The 19297-nt window shown below is 54.2% G+C and carries 17 protein-coding genes and 1 pseudogene; 3 read left to right on the plus strand and 15 right to left on the minus strand.

Translation table 11 applies throughout. The features are described from left to right. Positions 1–5: 5 nt before the first annotated feature. From HOO88_09340 to HOO88_09370, 7 genes are all read right to left on the minus strand, one after another. The gene (locus HOO88_09340; protein ID NOU36958.1) at positions 6–986 is read right to left on the minus strand and encodes a hypothetical protein; all 981 of its coding nucleotides are present in this window, start codon (positions 984–986) and stop codon (positions 6–8) included. Then, a complete protein-coding gene (locus tag HOO88_09345) occupies positions 983–2314 on the minus strand; it encodes a hypothetical protein (protein ID NOU36959.1) in 1332 nt (443 codons plus the stop codon). Before HOO88_09345 ends, HOO88_09340 begins: the two co-directional genes overlap by 4 nt. Beyond that, positions 2311–3090: a hypothetical protein gene (locus tag HOO88_09350; protein ID NOU36960.1), complete on the minus strand. Its 780-nt coding sequence runs from the start codon at positions 3088–3090 to the stop codon at positions 2311–2313. The genes HOO88_09345 and HOO88_09350 overlap by 4 nt, the downstream gene beginning before the upstream one ends. A gap of 111 nt (positions 3091–3201) precedes the next feature. After that, entirely contained in the window at positions 3202–4113 is a 912-nt protein-coding gene (locus HOO88_09355) for an MCE family protein (GenBank protein NOU36961.1), read from the minus strand. Beyond that, complete coding sequence (locus tag HOO88_09360; protein NOU36962.1) at positions 4097–4876, minus strand: ATP-binding cassette domain-containing protein; 780 nt, start codon at positions 4874–4876, stop codon at positions 4097–4099. Before HOO88_09360 ends, HOO88_09355 begins: the two co-directional genes overlap by 17 nt. Further along, complete coding sequence (locus HOO88_09365) at positions 4873–5694, minus strand: ABC transporter permease (GenBank protein NOU36963.1); 822 nt, start codon at positions 5692–5694, stop codon at positions 4873–4875. The genes HOO88_09360 and HOO88_09365 overlap by 4 nt, the downstream gene beginning before the upstream one ends. Continuing rightward, complete coding sequence (locus HOO88_09370; GenBank protein NOU36964.1) at positions 5691–7004, minus strand: hypothetical protein; 1314 nt, start codon at positions 7002–7004, stop codon at positions 5691–5693. Before HOO88_09370 ends, HOO88_09365 begins: the two co-directional genes overlap by 4 nt. Positions 7005–7186: 182 nt before the next feature. Between HOO88_09370 and HOO88_09375 the strand changes: the two genes are divergently transcribed. Together HOO88_09375 and pgmB are read left to right on the plus strand one after the other, a co-directional pair. Then, on the plus strand, positions 7187–9538 hold the full coding sequence (locus tag HOO88_09375) for a glycoside hydrolase family 65 protein (GenBank protein NOU36965.1): 2352 nt from the start codon (positions 7187–7189) through the stop codon (positions 9536–9538). Continuing rightward, positions 9523–10179 carry a beta-phosphoglucomutase gene (pgmB, locus tag HOO88_09380; GenBank protein ID NOU36966.1) on the plus strand — a complete coding sequence of 219 codons (657 nt, stop codon included), beginning with the start codon at positions 9523–9525 and terminating at the stop codon, positions 10177–10179. The genes HOO88_09375 and pgmB overlap by 16 nt, the downstream gene beginning before the upstream one ends. Positions 10180–10234: 55 nt before the next feature. Here the strand turns inward: pgmB and HOO88_09385 are convergent, their stop codons facing one another. After that, complete coding sequence (locus HOO88_09385) at positions 10235–11386, minus strand: ATP-binding protein (protein ID NOU36967.1); 1152 nt, start codon at positions 11384–11386, stop codon at positions 10235–10237. A gap of 207 nt (positions 11387–11593) precedes the next feature. Here HOO88_09385 and HOO88_09390 point away from each other — a divergent pair, with 207 nt between their 5' ends. Next, entirely contained in the window at positions 11594–11797 is a 204-nt protein-coding gene (locus tag HOO88_09390; GenBank protein ID NOU36968.1) for an HAD-IA family hydrolase, read from the plus strand. A gap of 56 nt (positions 11798–11853) precedes the next feature. Here the strand turns inward: HOO88_09390 and HOO88_09395 are convergent, their stop codons facing one another. The 7 genes and pseudogenes from HOO88_09395 to glmS all read right to left on the minus strand — a co-directional run bounded on the left by HOO88_09395 (position 11854) and on the right by glmS (position 19156). Continuing rightward, the gene (locus HOO88_09395) at positions 11854–12846 is read right to left on the minus strand and encodes a HEAT repeat domain-containing protein (GenBank protein ID NOU36969.1); all 993 of its coding nucleotides are present in this window, start codon (positions 12844–12846) and stop codon (positions 11854–11856) included. Positions 12847–12869: 23 nt separating this feature from the next. Beyond that, positions 12870–14231 carry a phosphoglucosamine mutase gene (locus HOO88_09400; protein NOU36970.1) on the minus strand — a complete coding sequence of 454 codons (1362 nt, stop codon included), beginning with the start codon at positions 14229–14231 and terminating at the stop codon, positions 12870–12872. 11 nt (positions 14232–14242) lie between these two features. Continuing rightward, complete coding sequence (locus tag HOO88_09405; protein NOU36971.1) at positions 14243–15247, minus strand: UDP-N-acetylglucosamine pyrophosphorylase; 1005 nt, start codon at positions 15245–15247, stop codon at positions 14243–14245. Then, entirely contained in the window at positions 15244–15420 is a 177-nt protein-coding gene (locus tag HOO88_09410) for a hypothetical protein (GenBank protein ID NOU36972.1), read from the minus strand. Before HOO88_09410 ends, HOO88_09405 begins: the two co-directional genes overlap by 4 nt. A 173-nt stretch (positions 15421–15593) precedes the next feature. Next, a pseudogene (locus HOO88_09415) lies at positions 15594–15911 on the minus strand (hypothetical protein). Between the two features lie 24 nt (positions 15912–15935). Further along, on the minus strand, positions 15936–17228 hold the full coding sequence (locus HOO88_09420) for a citrate synthase (protein NOU36973.1): 1293 nt from the start codon (positions 17226–17228) through the stop codon (positions 15936–15938). 89 nt (positions 17229–17317) lie between these two features. Beyond that, positions 17318–19156 carry a glutamine--fructose-6-phosphate transaminase (isomerizing) gene (gene glmS / locus HOO88_09425; GenBank protein ID NOU36974.1) on the minus strand — a complete coding sequence of 613 codons (1839 nt, stop codon included), beginning with the start codon at positions 19154–19156 and terminating at the stop codon, positions 17318–17320. Between the last annotated feature and the right edge of the window lie 141 nt (positions 19157–19297).

Raw genomic sequence — 19297 nt, forward strand, 5'->3', positions numbered from 1 at the left:
CCAAATCAAACATTCCATTCTGTGGAAAGAGTTTCAGGATGGCCTTTGTCGGCGCGGACGAGAAGCCAGCGAACGACTCCAAAAACGGCGAACGGAATAACCATGGCGTAGAGCATCAGGCGGATGAAACTGAAGTGATAAAGCGGATTCGGAATCGCGGCGTAAAGATTCCAGAAGATGAGCAGACAGCAGAGCCAGACGCATCCGAAGTTTGGAAATGCGTCGCCGGAATACATCCACTTCAACCCGGGAGTACGCTTTTTGCTGAACGGAAAAAACAGATTTGATCCCATGTGACCCGTTTGGTCTTCGATGATGTGCAGCGCATAGGCGCCGAAGGCGACCACGCCTGCCTGCCATGTCCAGAGTGAAGCCAATCCCGCCAGCAGTGCGGCGACGGTGAATGAGTGCGACCAGTTCCGGTGCCACGGCAGAAAATCAATTTCAACTTTCCCGCCTTCACTGCGCTGAAATAAAAAACTGGGGCCGTCAAAAATATCAACGGTGTAAACCGGTTCATAACTCTGCCGGATCGGCACAGAAAATTTTGCGACGGCCACCGGACGGTTTACCGGCAGTGTGCCGTATTGCGGCGACTGCCCGGTGCTGACGACCGGCCCGAACTGTACGCGCACCTCTCCGGCATCCGGATCAATTTTAACGCGGTACTGCCGCCAGTTGTCGGCTCCCATTTTGATGGTGGCGAGTTTCAATCGTACCGGCTTGCCGCTCACGGCGGCTTCGGTGACGGCGGCGGCAACTGCGTCGGCCACCGGTTGCGGATCCAGCTTGTCCGGGTGAGGATAAATCGAAACATCGTGGTGATAGAAAAAGCGGTAGAATTTAAAGTCGATGGTGTCGGGCAGAATTCCGGCAACCGCACCGAGAATAAAAAAAGCTGAATTGCCGTTTTGCGCAGCTTCAACCGCCCACGGACAGAATGAGGCCGCCGCCACGCCGGAAATAAAATGCGAGATCCCTTTCATTTCAATAATCCCAGAAACGCGGCGACGGGCTCGCCGACGCCGGACATGTTGCAGGCGATGGGCAAAAGCAGTACGCCGAGACAGTTCAGGCGGCGTGACCCGAACAGCACCGGAATCAGGCCGATGCCGGTGGCGACCGTCATGATGAACAAGCCAGCCCAACCGGTGATGACAAATACCAGCGCGACAATAATGCCGAGAGAAAAAACCGAAATGCGGCGATAATCCACTCTGTCCATCAGCTTGAGCGTCCAGCGGGTGAGCGGCGACAGGAGCAAGAATGAAACCGCTCCGGAGAGCGCGATGGAGCCGAGCGCGAGGTAGTAGTCGCTCCAGGTATGCGGCGTGTAGAATCCTTTGACGATCAGCGCGCCGCCGCCGCGCGTCAGAAAAAGTCCCGGCACGAAAAACAGCATGAGCGAGCCGGTGTAGTAAACGACTTTGGATACGCCCTGCGACATCATGAAGACGCGTTCGTCGCGCTGGGCGGTGGCATGACCTGCAAGCAGTCCACCGATTCCGCCGGTAATCACCGGAAAAAAAGCGGCAAAGCCGCCGCCGATTCCGCCCGCGATACCGGCGCGCAAAAGCAAATCGCCATTGATATTGAGTGTATCGCGCACATGTTGCTTCGGAACTTCCGTACCGCTGACGGCGTTGAGCAGGCACCACGGAATCGCAAAGAGTCCGACGAAGGCAGGCATGATGTTTTGAAACGCGTTATCCACGGACACCGGCGGACGGTACAGGAGCAGAAAGCCGAGCAGTCCGGAAAGGAAAAAGGTGAGCAGTCCCGCGCCGAGCGTTGACCAGGCGGCGAAAAATTTACGCCAGCCCGCCGGGCCCCAGTTGCCGTCCTTTGGCCACTCCGTCATGAGCATGAACGTGATGACGACCCATAGAATCCAGTGCATGTGCGGGTTGAAAACACAGCGGGCAATCGGCAGAAACTTCGGCGCGAACGGGCCGATTATAAAAACGAGCATGAAAATTCCGGCGAGACTGCCCGCACCGATCATCATGGTGCCTTCGTAACCGAGTCCGGTCATCAGATATTTCTGGCCGGGAAGCACGGTGAAGATCGCGCTTTCATCCGGCGCGCCGAGCAGGACGGACGGAATGGTGTTAAGAATCGACCAGCCGGTGACAAGACCGATCAGGAAGGGAATAGTTACTTCCGGCATGGCGGCCAGTCCGCCGCCGTGCAGCGAATAGAGAAACAGCGCGGCGAGACCCATGACGTTGTAAATGTGCAGACCGGGAAGAATGGCGAGAAAGCAGGCAAGCACAGTTCCGGCCAGCACCGCTGATGCTGCTGCCAAAATCATTTTCCGGGCTCCATCACGCGCAGATCGCCAGCCTCCCAGACCTTGAGCTGCACAGCATCTTTGTAAACGCCAACCCGTCCGCGGGCACTAATGAGTTTTCCGGGCAGCGGAAGTTTTTTATCCATCCTTTGGAAAACATCTTCCCAGAAAACCACCGCGAGTTTCGCGCCGTTTTCTTCAAGCGTCAGGGTATAGGGCGATTTAGAGCCGGGGCCGGGAATATCAATGGTTTTCAGAATGCCGGTGACGGTGAGTTGCTCGCCTTTATGCGCGGCGGTGACGTCAGCAATCCGGGCACTGGAAACAGCGGATGGGGCGATGGTGCGCTTGCGGCTCAGAACCAGCTGATCGACCGACTGGATGCGCAGTTTGGGTTCTTGATCGACGCTAACGATGAGGCTGCCAGTCACTTCAATCCGGTCGCCGCTGTGCGGAAGCTTTCCGGCGGCTTCAAGCGCTTGAGCCTGTATGCGGCCGCCCATGACAGCAATTTCGCCGCTTCCGTCCTTCATGTCAAAGACGATACCGCCGGACTGGAAAACATAGGCGTCGCGCGTGACTTCGCCGGCAATGCGAACCGTCGCGAAGTTCATGGTCGGCGTAACGTCACCGATCCGTATCAGCGGAATTTCACGATTGATGGAAAACAGGTAGAGAAGAAACAGTCCGGCAAACGCCAGCACCAGTGACGCGTACCGGAGAACCTGTATTCTGAGCGGACGTTTTACCTGCTGTCCATAAACGGGGTAGTTATCGCCGCCATCTGATCCATTCATACCATTCCTCCTGACAGGAGGAATGAAGAAATCATTTCTCAGCCGAAATAGCCAGAACTTGTTTTATCTCGGAAAGAAATAATCCAAGCGCCGAAGACTATTCCGGCCGGCTTAAAACGCACCGAAGAGAACGGTACTAAAGGTGGTCACCGGCGACGTTTCGCGCATATCGTCAATGGCGGCGCGCAGTTCTCCGAGCAGCTTCCCTGCTTCGTCGTAGAGTTTATCGTCATTAACCAGCTTGCCGAGAGTCCCTTCGCCTGTGCCGACCTTGTCGGTGATCGTGCGGAGATTCGACATGGTTGCGGTAAGGTCTTTGTACAGCTGCTCATCCTTGGACAGCAGCTTGCCGAGCGTGCCCTCGCCTTTCTCCAGACGACTGCTGACTTCCTGCAGGTTGGACATCGTCGTCTTCAGGTCGTTATAAACTGTCTCATCGTTGATCAGTTTGCCGACTGTCCCCTCGCCCTTGGCGAGCTTGGTGCTGACATCGCTCAGATTGTTGTACACTGTATCTTCATAAATGAGTTTGCCGAGCGTGCCCTTGCCCGATGAAACCTGATCCGTAATCTGCCGGACACTCGCCACAGCGGCGCCAAGCTCTTCGAGAATGTCGGTTGGAGTCGTTCCGCTAATCACAGCATCCTTCGGAATCGGCGCGGCGCTCAGAGGCCCTTCTTCAATTTTTAGCTGTTTCCCTCCCAGCATGGAGGAAGCCACCACTTCGACTTTGTAGCCTTCACGGAACTGTACCGGCGAATCCAGATTGGCGTGAACAACCACATGACTGTTTTCCAGCACCGTGTCTTTCACCACGCCGACTTTCATACCGCGCAGGAAAACGTTATCGCCGTCGCGCAGGCCGCTGACTTCGTCGAAAACCACCGCCACGGGATATCTTTTCTGCAGAAAATTCTGCCGGCTCAGGATGATGGTAAACACCCCCAGAGCGATGAGAATGATAAACATAAAGAAGCCGACAAGGACTTCTATGCTGAGGTCTTTATTATATTTGTCCGTCATGTTGCTCCATCCCTTTCTCCCAGGCACCCCGGCGGGTGATGTACTGGGACTCGAGGAAACGTTGTACTGTTTCGTTGGTTGATTTAATAAAATCTTCGGGCTTGGCGTTTTCAACAATCTGCCCGCCGTCGATCATCATAATCCGCGTGCCGATCGCCAGCGCACTGTGCAGGTCGTGGGTGACAACGACGCTGGTGATCCCCAGCTCTTTGCGCAGATTTTCAATCAGCTGGTCAATCAGCCGGGATGTTACCGGATCAAGGCCGGAGGTCGGCTCGTCATAGAGAATAATTTCGGGATTCATGACGATGGCGCGGGCCAGACCGACGCGCTTTTGCATCCCGCCGGAAAGGTCGGACGGAAATTTATCCATGGAGTCTTCCATGTTCAGCAGGCGCAGTTTTTCGCGAACGGTCTTTTCGATTTCCTCTTCGCTCATCTTCGTGTGTTCACGCAGCGGTAGCGCCACGTTTTCGAAAACCGACAGCCATTGCAGCAGCGCCGCGCCCTGAAAAAGTACGCCGAAACGGCGACGCATCCGTTCCAGTTCCGTTCCTCTTGCTTCATTGATTACATCGTCGCCGATGCAGATCATGCCGCTGTCCGGACGCATCAGCTGCACCATGTGCTTAAGTGTAACGCTCTTGCCCGCGCCGGAAAGGCCGACAATCACAAACGTTTCGCCCTTGGGCACTTCAAAACTGACCTCGTTGAGGACAATCTTGCCGCCGAGCCGTTTGGTGACTTTATCGAAGGTAATCATATGTAAAACAGCCTTGTGATCATGTAGCCGACAATCAGGATCATCAGGAATGAAATAATCACCGTCTGCCGCGTGGCGCGGCCGACACCGACGGCGCCTTCGGTGGTGTTCAAGCCTTGGTAACAGGCGACCGTGGCGATGATAATGCCGAATACGACCGCCTTGAACAACCCAACGTAGAGGTCTTTATTTTCGGCGTAGCGGGTGGCGTTGTCGAGATAGGCCTGAAATGCCACGCCGAGTTGAGTCGAGCCGACGATGCCGCCGCCGAGAATCCCGAGGATGTTGGTGTAAACCGTCAGGATCGGCATCATTACCGCCAGCGCGACCAGGCGCGGCATCACCAGAAAGCGATTGGGATTAATCGACATCACTTCCAGCGCCGAAATTTCTTCCGAGACCGCCATCGTGCCGAGCTGGGCGGCAATCGCGGAACCGACGCTGGCGGCGATAATCAGCGCCGTCATGAACGGGCCCATTTCGCGAACCATCACGATGGTGACCGCCGTGCCGATATTGACTTCCTGCCCGAAGCGGCGAAGTTCAAGGCCGGTCTGGAGGGCCAGAATCATACCGGTGAAAAACGCCACGACCGTGATGACGCCGAGACTCTTGATGCCGGTAACGTAAAGCTGCATGGCCGTTTCGCGGCGCGCGCGCGGCCGCCAGATGGTACGGATATAAAGCGTCGCGGAAAAAAGCATGATCAGCGCATTGCCCATGTCGTGACAGGCAATCAGAATGATCCGGCCGAGACGGCGGAACGACCTGACCGGCAGATGCAGATACCGGTATATTTCTTTAAACGGCGCGATCATTTCTCTTCCCCGAAGCGCATAAAGTAAAGGAGACGCAGGTTTTGTTTTTCACCGTCTCTTTTATACGCCAGAAGTCCTTTCAGTAAAGACCATTCCTTGCGTTCAGCAGCCGGTTCCCGCTCGCTGTGCCAGGCAAACCACAGCACGTCTTTACGGACAACTCCGTCCGCATTTGTCCGCTTGTACAACGTCCAGAGCGGCGCCCAGTTGCGCTCGACCGGCGGGCTGTTCTTGAGCGGCCAGAGTTCCAGCATCCGGAAACGGGAAACATCGCCTTCGCGCTGCCAGCTCATCAGCGGCCAGACCTTCCAGTAATTGGAAACTTTCGTCTGATTTTCCGGCTCCGCGCCCTCATTGCGCCGAACGGTGTAATCCTGATAGAAAAACGGCAACGCCATCCGGTGGGTTTTCAGCAGATTCGCGTCGCCGGTTTTTTCCGACCAGAGCAACGGCCAGAGCAGGAACGTGCGGTGCGTCGGCCCGGCGGAATACTGATCTTCGCCCCAGAGCGGCCAGAAATACAACTTACTGTGCGGCTTGCTGTCGATCTTCTGAATAAACGGCCACGGACAGAACAGTCGATTTTGCTTCTCGCCTTCTGTGAACCGGAAAAACGGCGGAATCACCCACCACGTGCTTTCCTTCTCCAGCTTCGACCGTCCGCAAAGCGGAAACAAAATCCACGACTTGCCGGAATCGCCCGGATAAAAATAGTCGGCGGACGTCCAGAACGGCCAGAGTACAAACTGCTTCTCGTATTTTCCTTCCAGTACCGATCTTCCGTAGAGCGGGAAAACGCGGTCGCGCTCAATGCCGGTGCCGCGAGTATGCGAGTAGATTGGCCAAAGCACGCTGGTGGTTTTCACGTCATTGATCCGGCTTTTTCCAAATGCCGGGAAAAGAACGAACGCGATTTCGTCGCGGCCCAGAAACTCCTTGATCGTTCCGCCGAGCGGAAACAGAGCGAAGTAGCCTTTACCGTCGGCGTCGCGGCCCTGAAAATAAACCGGAAGCAGCCAGTTGCGCTGACGCGGCCTTGCGTCTTTTGGATCAAACTTATGGGTGTACCAGAAAAACAACGCGCGGGAACTCTGCTCGTTTTTGAACTCCTTGCGCGAATAGAGCGGCCAGAGATAATCGCTGACTTCAACACCCTTCTGGTTGAGCGTTGTGTGTGAATAAAGCGGCCGAACGGCAAAGAAAGAGCCTTCGTCCGTTGTCCGGTTATCGTAAAACGGAAACAGACTGCTGGCGGTGGCGGTGCCGCACAGCGTCAGACAGATAAATCCGTATAGAAAGGCCCGTTTCATTCAGGCAGAGAAACTATCAGAGCTGCCCCCAACCCGCAAAAGGTTTCTTCGTAACGATGGGTTCAGAACTGCTCCCTTTCTTCAAGTTGACTTCGCGCAAATCATAACATAGAAACTGACGCCACGTTCGAGGGCCGGAATCCCCGGAGAGTGTTCAGTCCAGAATACAGGGAGATGGATTTATGGAAATCGTTGAAAAGATGAAGCCGTTCGTGTTTGAACCGCAAGCGTGGGACGTAACCGAACACTGCTATGATTGGAAAGTCCACAGAAGAAACGAAACCGTATTTGCCATCGGGAACGGATATTTAGGAATCCGGGGTTGCTTCGAAGAGGGCTTCCACGAGGAAGACCAGTGGCACACCGAGCCGAATACCTGCATCAACGGGATTTACGAGTACCAGACGGACGGCAAAGGCGGACACCGTTACAAAGGATACCCGACCAAACGCCACGGTATGCCGGCTCTGCCGAACGGTTTCAAGTTCAGCATTTATCTGGACGGAGAGCACTTCCATCTCGCGCACGGCAAAAATTCCGAATACAGAAGAAATCTCGACATGAAACGCGGACTTCTGACGCGTGAATTCGTCTGGGAAAGCCCGAACGGCAAAATGGCAAAGTTCACCTTCGAACGTTTCACGTCCATGGATAATTTCCACATCGTCGGCACGAAGGTGACGGTCACGCCGATCAATTTTTCCGGCGAAATCAGAATTGTCTCCGAATTAGGCGGGCCGGTAAAAAACATGCAATACGACATTACAAATGCAGACGGCACGATCATCGAATGCCTTGAAACCAAAACCGCCGAGATGCGCGACGATGCCGCCCTGCTCAGACGAATGTTCAAAGGCAGCCAGATTCAGGTTTGCGTTGCCGCGAAAACCTTTTTTAAAGGCGCCGCTTCAGGAACGCCCGCCAGCACAATAAAGGCTGGGAAAATCTGCGAAGCATTTACCGTGTCAGCAGAGAAAAATCAGACGGTTTCTGCAGAAAAGATCGCCTGCTACTATACGACAAAAGACTGCGCGGAAAATAACCTTGAGGCGCAGACCTTGCAGACCTTGAAGCAGGTGGCGGATGCGGGTTATGACGCGGTGAAGGCGGCTCACATGCGCGCCTGGGCAACGGTTTGGGACGTGACGGACATGGAAATTGACGGCGACCTGGCGTTGCAGCAGGCGATCCGGTTCAGTCTGTTTCATACGTTGCAGTCAACGGGCCGTCAGGGCTGGAACAATATCGGCGCAAACGGCTTGTCCGGGATCAGTAAATATCAGGGGCACTATTTCTGGGATACCGAAATTTATGTCCTGCCGTTTTATACCTACACCTTCCAGCAGGACGCCAAGAATCTGCTCATGTACCGTTACTCGATTCTGGATCGGGCGCGGGAACAGGCAAAAATCATGGATGACACGGGCGCGCATTTTTCGTGGAACTCGATCAGCGGCGAAGAGTGCGGCGTGGTTTATGAAGCGTCGCATGCGCAATATCACATCAACAACGCCGTGGCGTTCGGGATTTATCGCTACTTCGAGGCGACCGGTGACAAGGAATTTCTATACAACTATTGCGCGGAAGTTCTGTTTGAGACGGCGCGCTGCATGGCGCACCGCGGGAATTTTATCGAAGCGCACGACGGAAAGTTCTGTATCAACGTGGTCTGCGGGCCGGATGAATACGGCGCGATGGTCAACAATAACTGCTACACGAACATGCTGACGAAGTTCCATCTGGAGTTTGCGCTGAAGGTGCTGGGAATGTTGAAGGCCGAGGCTCCGGCGAAATACGACGAGCTGGTCAAGAAGTGCGAGCTGACGGATAAGGAGCAGACGCTGTGGCGGCAGGCCGCAGAAAAAATGTACATCCCGTACAACGAAAAACTCGGACTTTACATGCAGGACGATTCCTTCATCTATAAAGATCCTCTGGATCCGGCGCTGCCAAAGTCGGAATGGCACGCCAAGTATGTCAAAACGCATCCGCTCAACACCTGGCGCCACCAGATCATCAAGCAGGCCGACACCGTACTGCTGACGTTTTTGCTGAATGACAGCTTCTCGCTTGAGGAGAAAAAACGCATCTACGATTATTACGAACCGAAAACACTCCACTCGTCTTCCCTGTCGCCAAGCATTCACAGCATTATCGCCAGTGAAATCGGGTATCAGGACGCGGCCTATAATTTCTTCATGAAGACCGCGCGCATGGACATCGACGATTATTCCGGTTCGACGTTCTTCGGAAATCATGCGGCTTGCATGGCTTCATCCTGGATGGTTATGGTCAATGGCTTTGCGGGATTCCGCATTGTCGAAGGACAGATGCACTTCAATCCGTGGATGCCTGCGCATTGGAATCGCGTTACGTTTAAAATTGTATTCCAGGGCAGCACCCTTCAAGTGACTCTCACGAAATCTGTGAATCCGAATGATCCTACGAAATGTGCGGCAAAGTTCGAATTATTGAATGCTGGCGAAGTGAACGTATTTTGCAGAGGGGAAAAGATCAAATGCTCAAAGGTGTAATTTTTGATTTAGATGGCGTCATTGTAGATACCGCAAAATACCACTACCTCGCGTGGGCACGACTGGCGCGGGAGCTGGGATTTGAATTCACCGAGACGGACAATGAACGGCTGAAAGGTGTCAGCCGGATGCAGTCGCTGGAGTTTCTGCTGGATACGGGCAAAGTTTCTGTCCCGGAAGAGAAAAAAGAAGGTCTGGCGCAAAAGAAAAATGATTGGTACGTCGACTACATCAAACAACTTCGGGAAGACGAAATTCTGCCCGGCGCGAAAAAGTTTTTACTGGAGCTTCGTGCAAACGGAATTCTGGTGTCGCTGGGATCGGCCAGCAAAAACTCGCCGCTGATTTTAGAACGGCTGAAGATCGTTGAACTGTTTGACGCCGTGGTGGACGGACGGGATACGACCCGCGGAAAGCCGGATCCTCAGGTGTTCCAGATCGGAGCGCAAAAGCTGGGACTCGCCTGTGACGAATGCGTGGTGTTTGAGGATGCGGATGCCGGAATTGTGGCGGCTCACGCCGCCGGTATGAAAGCCGTCGGAATTGGAACGGCGGCCAACCTGCCCGACGCCGACTACCTCATTGCCGATCTAAGCGAAATGAATCTGGACTTGCTCAAGAAGATTTATGGAAAAGGGTAGCTTCGCCCCCAACCCGCAAGGGGTTCCTTTTCAGGACGCTATCGCTTAGCGTGTTTTACTCTTTCGCATGGGATCTATTCGTCAGAATCGTTGACAAGGGACGTACTAGAACACGATCCGACAAAGCGTATTCGCGCTGACCGGGATAAATGATCCACAAGGCATCCAGTTTCAGGTCGTCAATAGCGATATGCATCGAGCGAGTCATTTTGGGAGCATCCTGCCGTTTGAATTCGATCCCCAGCCTTTTTCCCTCATGCAGCAAAAAGAGATCCAGTTCCGCGCCGCTATGCACCGTATAGAAGTAAGCTTCCAGCGGATTCAGTGCGTGCAGTGTTTCTTCCAGCGCAAATCCCTCCCAGGAGGCACCGAGTTTCGGATGCACCTGAAGTTCTTTGGGCGTTGTCACTCCTTGAAGCGCATGAAAAAGTCCGCTGTCGCGAAAATAGATCTTGGGCGTCTTAACCAGCCGCTTGCCTGTGTTTTCATACCAGGGCTGAAGACGCCTGATCATGAACGTCTGTTCCAGCGCGTCCAGATAACTGCGGGCCGTATTAGGAGCGATACCCAGTGAAGCTGCAATTTCACTCCCGTTCCATATCTGTGCATGATAGTGGGAAACCATAGACCAGAATCGTCCGATGGCGGACGGATTCATACCAAATCCGGCCTGCGCCAGATCGCGTTCCAAAAAGGTTCTAATAAAATCCCGGCGCCAGCGGAGACTGTCTTCGTTGGACGCGGCCAGAAAAGACCGCGGGAAGCCGCCTCGGAACCAGAGCTGATCCGCCTCATTCGCGTGAATCTCACTCAAATCGAAACCCCGCATATTGATGATTTCCACACGACCGGCCAGCGACTCCGATGCCTGCCGGGAAAGATCGGGTGATGCGCTGCCCAATATGAGAAAAGTCGCTGGACGGTTTTCCCGGTCAGCCAATACCCGCAGGACAGGAAAAATACCCGGTTGCCGCTGGGCCTCGTCAATAACCACCGTTCCCTTCAGAGGCGACAGCGCCGTCATAGGGTTTTCCATCAGCAAAGCGGTTGTCGGGTCTTCCAGGTCAAAATAGTTGGATGCTTCCGGATGAACCAATTGCCGAGCCAGAGTGGTTTTTCCGCACTGCCGCGGTCCAAGCAGAGCCACAATTGGACTGCGCACCAAACCCTGCTGGACCTGCTGAAGATAGTATTTTCTATTAACCATGGACGAAATATTGCAACGTCGTTGCAATATTTCAAGTTATTTATCGAATTTTGAGACACACATTCCCATTTCATTCAGGCAAAAAAATAATCAGAGTCACCCTCTGGAAAAAGTTTTCTTCTCGGCAACTGTCCCGGCAAACATGCAGGGCAAAGCCCTGTGCGCCCCGCCGTCATCAATGCCTGATCGGAAAGCTGACCCGCCAGAATCGGAGCGCAGAAGCTGGGGCTTTCCTGTGACGAATGCGTGGTATTTGAGGATGCAGACGCCGGAATTGTGGCGGCTCACGCCGCCGGCATGAAAGCCGTCGGAATTGGAACAGCGGCCAACCTGCCAGACGCCGACTACTTGATCGCCGATCTAAGCGAAATGAATCTGGACTTGCTCAAACAGATTTATGGAAAAGGGTAGCTCTACCAAAGAGTTCTTTGCAGCGGCGAGTTCAGCAACCATTCTGTGCGGGAAACCTATTGTTCTCCGCCGCCGTCAATGCGTGATTTCGAAGATCGCCCGCTTTCTGACTTTCTTAGATTTGCCTTCCAGTCGAATTCGACACCCGGGTTCTGCGTCTCCCACCATGCTTTCCATCGCTCAAAATCACTTCCAAAATCCTCGCCCGTTATGGATTGGAGATACGTTGTACTGTAAAAAGTTTTTTTACTCGTCTGTAACCATTTGATCAGATAGGGAACAGCCTCAACTTGGCCAAAAGAACCAAGGTACGCTGCCGCATTTTGCCAAACATTGTACCTTCGATCACGGAGCAATGGAATTGCCGCCGCAAGTCCGCAAGGATCCTGCTTTTTATGCAGAATGAGCAGTGTCATTGAGAGAATACCCTCTTCTTTAGAAAAAGTTAAATTCTCCAGCAACTTACCAGAGGAAATGTGTTCATTGAGACACACAAGCCCAACATAGTTTTTCGGAGCCCAACCTGTGAGAGTCCAATACGCTACACCCAGTAGCGTGATACAGACTATCATCATTACAATCCGTACTTTTAGCTTCTGAGCCATATTTGGGAACCCGTTATCCGTTTTCCCTTCGCTAAAATAGCGGTTGGAGGCCGGGCCAAAAAGGCCCAGAAGAAGCATACAGAAGCCCATGATGGTAAATGGCCACCACTCGACGTGTCTCCCGAGTGCCAGCAAAGACAGCACATAAGAAAACGGATACAACGCAAGGAGAAGAATGCGACCCCAGCTACAGCGTCGTAATACGGCAATTGCAGATGTTAAGAATATCACATGTAACAGTATTGAACCGGTGCGAAGAAGTTCTTCCGGAATGTTCCAGAGCGGCCTCATCTGCAAGAGAGACCCCATGACTCCAATCGGGTAAATCAGAATCTTCCAAGTCAGCACGAAAATTTCACTAACAATAATTAACCAGCAGAGAAAGCTGAGTGATAAGGGACGCAACGAATCTTCTTTATTCAAAAAAATTGTCGGTTCTTGCATTCAAGCATTTCCCGTTTGGTTCATTACCCGATGCACTTCTTGACCACAGCCGTGAGCTGTTCGGCGAGGCGGTTGGTCATTTCGTCGGTCGGGCCTTCGACCATGACGCGGCACATCGGCTGGGTTCCGGAATAGCGGATCAGCACGCGGCCTTTGTCGCCGAGTTCGGCTTCAGCTTTTTTGACGGCCTTCTGAATTTCCGCGATCTCTTCGAGCGGCGGCTTCTGAGCCACGTTAAAATTGATGAGTTTCTGCGGGAAAACGCTCATGACTTTCGCCAGTTCGGAAAGCGGCTTGCCGGTTTCGCGCATGATCGCCAGCAGTTGCAGCGCGGCGATGATGCCGTCGCCGGTTGAATGGTGGTTATGGAAAATCATGTGGCCGGAGGCTTCGCCGCCGAGCACGGCGTCGTCTTTGATCATCCGCTCCAGCACATAGCGGTCGCCGACCGGCGTGATGGCGACATCAATCCCCTGCTCTTTCATGGCGGAGAGAAAGCCGAAGTTGCTCATGACGGTGCCGACGATCTCGTTGTTTTTGAGCATTCCTTTGTTCTTATAGTGAACCGCGCAGATGGCCATGATCTGGTCGCCGGAGAGTTCCGCGCCGGTTTCATCCACCACGATCAGGCGGTCGGCATCGCCGTCGAACGCCAGTCCGACATCCGCGCCGGTCGCAACCACTTTGGCTCTGAGGTCGGCGGTGTGCTGCGAGCCGCAGTTGTCGTTAATGTTCATACCGTTGGGCGAAACATGAATGGCCGACACCGCGGCGCCCAGCTCGGAAAAAATAATCGGTGCGACTTTGTAGGCGGCGCCGTTGGCGCAGTCGAGCACCAGCTTCATGCCGTCGAGCGTCTGGTCTTCCGGAAAGGTGTTTTTACAGAAAACAATGTAGCGGCCGACGGCGTCGTCGATGCGTTTGGCCTTACCGATGTCGTCTTCCGTTGAGCGAACATCGCGCAGAGTGCGCCCGCCGATCAGTTTTTCCATTTCTTCCTCTTCGGCGTCCGGCAGTTTATAGCCGGTGCGGGAAAAGATTTTGATGCCGTTGTCGTGATACGGATTGTGCGAAGCGGAAATAACAATGCCGGCATCGGCACGCATATCCTGCGTGATGAACGCCACGCCGGGAGTCGGCAGCGGGCCGAGCAGAAGAACATCCACGCCCATCGAACAGACTCCGGCGGTCAGCGCATTTTCGAGCATGTAGCCGCTCAGCCGGGTATCTTTGCCGATGACGATACGCGGACGGGAGTCTTTGCCTTTATGGTATTCCTTGCAGACATACGCCACCGCGCGGCCGATTTCCAGCGCCTGCTCGGCGGTCATGTTGCCCATGTTCGCCATGCCGCGAACGCCGTCGGTTCCGAAAAGCTTTCCCATTCGTCTCTCCTTTAATTCCAACGTGCTGCGGATTCATCCACGATGCTCTGAAGCCATGCGGTCGCTTCGGCACGGGCTGTTTCATTCAAATTCTGTACGGCGGCGACGTAGTTCGCCTTGTCCGCCTTTTCGATCTCTTTCATTAGACCTGCGCTGATCGGTGCTTCGACGGCGGTGTGAACAGATTTGCCGGTCAGCTTTTCCAGTCGCTGGATGCGCTCGTTGAGAATCAGGTCGAGGTTGGCCATTGCACCGGCGTGGCAGGCGCGGTCAAAGTCATCGCGGATGAAAAGTACACGGACGTTTTCATACCACGCTTTGAGCGAACGGATATTACCGATGTAGATCAAATTGTTTCGGACGATGCGGTCGATGTTTTTGTAAACGCCCGCCTCGAACGAAACGGTTTTTTCGGCCGGAACTGCGGGAACATGAAGCTGGTTTTCGTCGAGCACGTCTTTACGGCAGATGCCGCCTGCGGCGATGACACAGCCGTAAGCGATACGCGCCGGGCCGACCAGTCCGCCCTGCCCGCCGAGAAACACCGGCTTCTGATTCAGCAGAGCGCCGCGCGGCACGTCGCCGACCAGCGAAGCCGTGGCTTTATCCTGATTCGGCGTGAAGTTGAAATGAACATACGACGATCCGACTTCGCTGTGGTCTTTACGGCTGGTGCCGCCCGCCATCAGGATATCGCAGAAATTGATCAGACTGCCGAGGGTGACGAACGGGAGAAGTACGGTTTGTTTGAGGCCGACGGTGTGCGCGCCGTTGGCTTCCTCTTCCAGAATGGTGCCTTCGCGGACGTGCGCGCCGCTGCCCATGTTAGCGCCGTCGAGAAATACCGCGCCGGAGAAAAATCCGCCTTTAAGTTTTACGCCGCGCGCCAGCTGGCAGTTTTCAATCGTGACCGGCCCTTCGGCACCGATTTCACAGCCCGGGCCGATCGATGAACCGGATATCCGGCATCCGGGATGGACAACGGCATCGCGGGAAATGTGGTTGCCATCACTCATTTAAGCAGGACTCCGATCGTTGTTCCGATTCCTGTGAAAAGAAGCAAAGCGATGGATGTTTTCATGGAGAACGCCAGATTGAAAATTTCAATCTTGGTTCTGCCGCCGGTGAAAATGAAAAACAGGGCGCAGAGCGCCATCAGAAACAAAGCCCAAAGAAGCGGTTTATTCATAGATACCTCCTGACCCGGTTACCGGCTATTAGATATTGGTTATTGGCTGGCAAGTCAAACTCAGGGTTTCCGCCTGACAGCAAATATCAAAAATTATCGTCCGGCGTTTGTTCGAAGGCGCTGTAAATCCATTCGAGAATAGACTCGAACCGGGCGTCGCCGTGCAGGGCCGCCAAATCAGGATCCTTCTTCATCGCGTCGTAATCGTTATAGCCCAGCTCAACGGCGCGACTCAGCGCGTCGAACGCATCATCGGCCCGGTCGGAAAGCGCCAGACTGCACGCCAGATTATACCAGACCACCGGATCTTCCGCGCAGAGACGGCTGAGGCGTTCGTCCACACGCAACCCGTCGGCATAGGCACCGGTGCGGGTGTAAAGGTCGCCAAGCGCGCGCATCACGCCGGTATCTTCCGGCAGACGGCGGGCGACGGCTTGCAGGAATTCGAGTTCCTGTTTGTTTTCCCGGAGGTTTTCCGGCTGATGTTCGATTGGTATCACGGCGGGAAAATTCCACTATTTGCGTTTGGCTATCGGCACGACTTTGCGCAGGTTCGGGCCGGTGTAAACCTGCCGCGGACGGGCAATGCGTGTGTCGCTGTCGTTCTGCATTTCCAGCCATTGGGCGATCCAGCCCGGCAGACGGCCGATAGCAAACATGACGGTGAACATATTGGTCGGAATGCCCATCTCGCGATAGGTCAGTCCGGTGTAGAAGTCCACGTTGGGATAAAGATTGCGCTCCTGAAAATAGGAATCGGCCAACGCCTTTTCTTCCAGCTCCATGGCAATATCCAGCAGCGGGTCTTTGGTATGCGTTACGGAAATCACTTTCTTGCACAGCTCCTTGGCGATTTTTGCACGCGGGTCGTAGGACTTGTAAACGCGGTGGCCGAAGCCCATCAGCCGGAACGGACTGCGCGGGTTTTTGGCGCGCTCGATCACTTTATCGACGTCGCCGCCCTCACGGTAAATATCTTCCAGCATTTCAATGACGTGCTGGTTGGCACCGCCATGCTTCGGACCCCACAGGGCACAAATACCGGCGGCAATCGAAGCGTACAGATTAATTCCGGAACTTCCCACGGAACGGACGACGGAGGTGGAGCAGTTCTGTTCGTGGTCGGCGTGAATGATGAGCAGTTTATTGAGCGCATCCGCCATGACCGGATCAATCGGCTCGCCGCGAACCGGCGAGCTGAACATCATGTTCAGAAAGTTTTCGCAGTATTTCATGTCGTGCCGCGGATACACCGCCGGCTCGCCAATCGACTTTTTGTAGGAAAAGGCGGCGATGGTTCTAAGCTTTGAAATCAGCCGGGCAACCGTCATGTCCACGTCTTCTTTGAGGTCGCCGCTCAGTTCAGGATAGAAGGAAGACAGCGAAACCGCCATGGCGGAAAGAATCGCCATCGGATGGGAATGCTCCGGATAATTGCTGAAAAACTCGCGCATATCCTCATGGATCATGGAGTGGCTGTTCAAAAGCTTCGCATAATTTTCCCGCTGAGCATGGGTCGGAAGCGAGCCATGAACCAGCAGGTAGGCCACTTCGATAAATTCACATTTCGCCGCCAGATCGGCCACGTCGTAACCGCGATAGCGCAGGATGCCCTTTTCGCCGTCAATAAAAGTAATGTCGCTGGCGCAAGAACCGGTATTGCCAAAACCTGGATCATAGGTAATCAGCCCGGTTTCCTTGCGCAGTTTGCTAATATCCATGGCCCGTTCGCCTTCGCTACCCTCATAAACGGGGCAGACCAGCGTTTTATCATCGATACGAATTTCGGCTTGTCCGGTTTTTTCCATTTACTACCAACCTCTCTATTTTCAGGGGCCGGGGAGTGTATTTATCCCGACAGCCTTTGTTCAAGCAAAAAGCCTGTTCCTCCGGACACTTATTCCACTGTAACGCTCTTAGCCAGATTGCGCGGCTTATCAATGTCCGTTCCGCGGGCGCGGGCCGCGTAATAGGCCAATAGTTGTAACCCGACCACATTGACCATCGGTGTAAACTCGTCGCGTACCTCCGGCACATAAATGATGTCGCCTGCCAGCTTGGCGATTTCAGTGTCGCCTTCCGTCGCTACCGCGATGATGCGGCCGCTGCGGGCTTCGACTTCCTTGATATTCGAAAGCATCTTTTCGTAAACCTCGTCGGATGTTTTCGTGCAGATGCAAATCACCGGCAGCGCGTCGTTGATCAGCGCAATCGGACCGTGCTTCATTTCGCCGGCCGCGTAGCCTTCGGCGTGCTGATAGGAAATTTCTTTATTCTTGAGCGCGCCTTCCAGCGCGGTCGGATAGTTGAACTTGCGCCCCAGATAAAGCGAACTCGGACCGTCGTGATGCTTTTCGCTGATCGCTTTGATTTCGTCTTTCTTCTGAATCACGTAATGCACTGCATCAGGAACTTCCTGCAAATCTGCCAGATAATCCTTCACCTGATCCGGCGTCAGATTGCCGCGCACCCCGGCGACGTAAAGGGCAAACAGAGCGAACGCCATCTGCTGTGCGGTGTACGCCTTGGTCGAAGCCACACCGATTTCAGGTCCGCAGTTCGTAAAGAAAACGGAGTCGCTTTCGCGCACCACGGAACTGCCCTCGACATTGCAAATGGCAAAAACCTTACAGCCCCACTCTTTCGCCATACGGATTGAAGCCAGTGTGTCCGCCGTTTCGCCCGACTGCGAAACCGGAATGATCAGCGTACCGGGATCAATCTTCGGGTCACGGTAGCGGAACTCGCTGGCCAAATCGGTTTCAACCGCGATACCGGTCAGATTTTCCAGCAGGAGCTTGCCGTACATTCCGGCGTGATAAGCCGTTCCGCAGGATACGATCATGATGCGGTTGAGTTTGCGGAAATAATCAGGACTCAGGCTCGATCCGATATCAATCTTCCCTTCTGCCGAAACGTGCTTGTCCAGCATGGCGCGCAGAATCCGCGGCTGTTCATGAATCTCTTTCAGCATGAACGTTTCGAATCCGGCGCACTCGGCGGCCTCAGCCTGAAATTTGATTTCCTTGATTTCCGGCACGACTTTTTTGCCGTCCATCGTGCAGATTTCCACGCTGTCCTCGCGCAAAACGGCCATCTCGCCGTCGTTCAGGTAAATCGCTTTTTTGATCCGGTTGATAATGGCCGGCACGTCGCTGGCAATGAAGTTTTCCTTTTCGCCCAGCCCGATGATCAGCGGACTGCCCTTGCGGGCGCAGTAGATGGCGTCCGGCTCGTCACGGAACAGGATTCCCAGCGCATAGGCTCCACGTAGCCGTTTCAGCGTGGTCAAAATCGCTTCGACCGGCGATTTCGCGCCGTCCTTTAGCGCCTGCTGGATTAAATGCGGAACCACTTCGGTATCGGTTTGGGAAATAAACTTATATCCCTTAGCCGTCAGCTCTTCGCGCAGCTCGGCGTAGTTTTCGATAATTCCGTTGTGCACCACCGCAACAGCCCGATCTGAACTGAAGTGCGGATGGGAATTAATCTGTGACGGCGCGCCGTGCGTCGCCCAGCGGGTATGGCCGATTCCGCGGGTTCCTTTGACCGGCTCTGCCGCCAGCATCTTCTCCAGATTAGCCAATCGCCCGACTTCCTTGCTCGACGAAATTTTACCGCCGCTAAGCACCGCAATGCCCGCCGAGTCATATCCCCGGTATTCCAGCCGTTGCAGGCCGTCGATCAGGATCGGGGCGGCTTCTTTACTGCCAATATAACCAACTACTCCGCACATAAATTATTACTCCTTCTGGAATCGATAAAAACCGGGCCGCAGTGTGCCTGAGAAACACCTCGAAAACAAAACTAAAAAACCGGCAGACATCTCCGCCCGACCCTTGGGCACATTTGCGGAAAAAAGGGTTGCACGCCGCAT

The organism is Kiritimatiellaceae bacterium, from assembly GCA_013141415.1.
GTDB lineage: Bacteria > Verrucomicrobiota > Kiritimatiellia > Kiritimatiellales > Tichowtungiaceae > Tichowtungia.

Bases quoted from the DNA above. Each gene is read 5' to 3' on its own strand.
- HOO88_09395 (NOU36969.1), bottom strand. From the start codon at position 12,846: ATGCAAGAACCGACAATTTTTTTGAATAAAGAAGATTCGTTGCGTCCC.
- HOO88_09370 (NOU36964.1), bottom strand. From the start codon at position 7,004: ATGAAACGGGCCTTTCTATACGGATTTATCTGTCTGACGCTGTGCGGC.
- HOO88_09360 (NOU36962.1), bottom strand. From the start codon at position 4,876: ATGATTACCTTCGATAAAGTCACCAAACGGCTCGGCGGCAAGATTGTC.
- HOO88_09375 (NOU36965.1), top strand. From the start codon at position 7,187: ATGGAAATCGTTGAAAAGATGAAGCCGTTCGTGTTTGAACCGCAAGCG.
- HOO88_09345 (NOU36959.1), bottom strand. From the start codon at position 2,314: ATGATTTTGGCAGCAGCATCAGCGGTGCTGGCCGGAACTGTGCTTGCC.
- HOO88_09365 (NOU36963.1), bottom strand. From the start codon at position 5,694: ATGATCGCGCCGTTTAAAGAAATATACCGGTATCTGCATCTGCCGGTC.
- HOO88_09420 (NOU36973.1), bottom strand. From the start codon at position 17,228: ATGGAAAAAACCGGACAAGCCGAAATTCGTATCGATGATAAAACGCTG.
- HOO88_09410 (NOU36972.1), bottom strand. From the start codon at position 15,420: ATGAATAAACCGCTTCTTTGGGCTTTGTTTCTGATGGCGCTCTGCGCC.
- HOO88_09340 (NOU36958.1), bottom strand. From the start codon at position 986: ATGAAAGGGATCTCGCATTTTATTTCCGGCGTGGCGGCGGCCTCATTC.
- HOO88_09385 (NOU36967.1), bottom strand. From the start codon at position 11,386: ATGGTTAATAGAAAATACTATCTTCAGCAGGTCCAGCAGGGTTTGGTG.
- glmS (NOU36974.1), bottom strand. From the start codon at position 19,156: ATGTGCGGAGTAGTTGGTTATATTGGCAGTAAAGAAGCCGCCCCGATC.
- HOO88_09350 (NOU36960.1), bottom strand. From the start codon at position 3,090: ATGAATGGATCAGATGGCGGCGATAACTACCCCGTTTATGGACAGCAG.
- HOO88_09405 (NOU36971.1), bottom strand. From the start codon at position 15,247: ATGAGTGATGGCAACCACATTTCCCGCGATGCCGTTGTCCATCCCGGA.
- HOO88_09355 (NOU36961.1), bottom strand. From the start codon at position 4,113: ATGACGGACAAATATAATAAAGACCTCAGCATAGAAGTCCTTGTCGGC.
- pgmB (NOU36966.1), top strand. From the start codon at position 9,523: ATGCTCAAAGGTGTAATTTTTGATTTAGATGGCGTCATTGTAGATACC.
- HOO88_09400 (NOU36970.1), bottom strand. From the start codon at position 14,231: ATGGGAAAGCTTTTCGGAACCGACGGCGTTCGCGGCATGGCGAACATG.